The sequence below is a fragment of the Dietzia sp. E1 genome (assembly GCF_014145015.1).
GTDB classification, from domain to species: domain Bacteria; phylum Actinomycetota; class Actinomycetes; order Mycobacteriales; family Mycobacteriaceae; genus Dietzia; species Dietzia cinnamea_A.
Genome location: NZ_JAALDU010000493.1, coordinates 1 through 1,288, shown reverse-complemented (window position 1 = coordinate 1,288; position 1,288 = coordinate 1). Strand labels below are relative to the sequence as shown.

Sequence of the window (1,288 nt, the reverse complement as noted above, 5' to 3'; positions counted from 1 at the left end):
GCGGGGCGGACACCCTGATTGTTCAGCAGTCTCCTAGGGTGCTGAAGTGGGTACGGACCGCGGGAGCGAGGTCCGGTGACGCGGGAAGGCGGACGGTGTGACGGAGGGCTGCGGGTCTGAGCTGACTGACCTCGGTACTGACGCGGGCGAGCAGGAGCGATCCGGCCCGCTGGCCGGGATGCTCGTGCTGGAACTGGGCACCCTCATCGCCGGGCCGTTCGCCGGCCGCCTCCTCGGCGACATGGGTGCCCGGGTCGTCAAGATCGAGGACCCCGGCCGGCCGGACCCGCTGCGCACGTGGGGCCAGGGCGAGCGGGACGGCCGCCGCCACTTCTGGACCGTCCACGCTCGCAACAAGGAGTCCGTCACGCTGGACCTGCGCAGAGAGGACGGCGCCGCCATGTTCCTCGACCTGGTCGCCCGGGCCGACGTCGTGGTGGAGAACTTCCGCCCCGGCACGCTCGAGAAGTGGGGCCTGGGCCCCGACCGACTGCACGTGGTCAACCCGGGCCTCGTGATCGGACGGGTCTCCGGCTACGGCCAGACCGGGCCGCAGTCCACCCGCGCCGGCTACGCGTCCGTCGCCGAGGGCGTGTCGGGCCTGCGCCACCTCAACGGGTTCCCCGACATGCCGCCGCCGCGCATGGCCCTGTCCCTCGGCGACACCCTGGGCGGCATGTTCGCCGCACAGGGGATCCTCGCCGCGCTGCTCGCCCGCACCACGACCGGCCGCGGCCAGGTGGTGGACGTCGCGCTCACCGAGTCGTGCCTGGCGGTGCAGGAGTCGGTGATCCCCGACTACGACGCGGCCGGGGTCGTCCGCGGCCCGTCGGGCACCCGGCTGGAGGGCATCGCGCCGTCCAACCTGTACCGGGCCGCCGACGGCCTGTGGGTCATCATCGCCGCCAACCAGGACACCGTCTTCCGCAGGCTGTGCGCGGCGATGGGTCGCCCCGAGCTCGCCGAGGACCCGCGCTTCGTCGACCACTCCGCGCGCGGCGTGCACCAGGACGAGATCGACGCGATCATCGCCGACTGGGCCGCCGAGCGGACCGCGGAGGAGATCCGCGAGACCCTCGACGCCGCGGGCGTGGTGGTGGGCCCGGTCAACACGGTGGCCGACGTGGTGCGCGACGAGCAGTTCCTCGCCCGCGACATGCTCGTGCCGCACACCGTGCCGGGCGTCGACGACACCGTGCTCGGCCCCGGCGTGGTGCCGGTCCTGGCCGATACCCCGGGCGCGGTGCGGCGCGGCGGGACGCCGGAGCCGGGCTTCGACAACGACGCC

At 74.0% G+C, this 1,288-nt stretch carries 1 protein-coding gene; it reads left to right on the top strand.

The window, feature by feature from the left end:
* Nucleotides 1-178 precede the first annotated feature (178 nt).
* On the top strand, nucleotides 179-1,288 hold a 1,110-nt coding region (locus G6030_RS14445; RefSeq protein WP_182643591.1), incomplete at its 3' end, for a CoA transferase.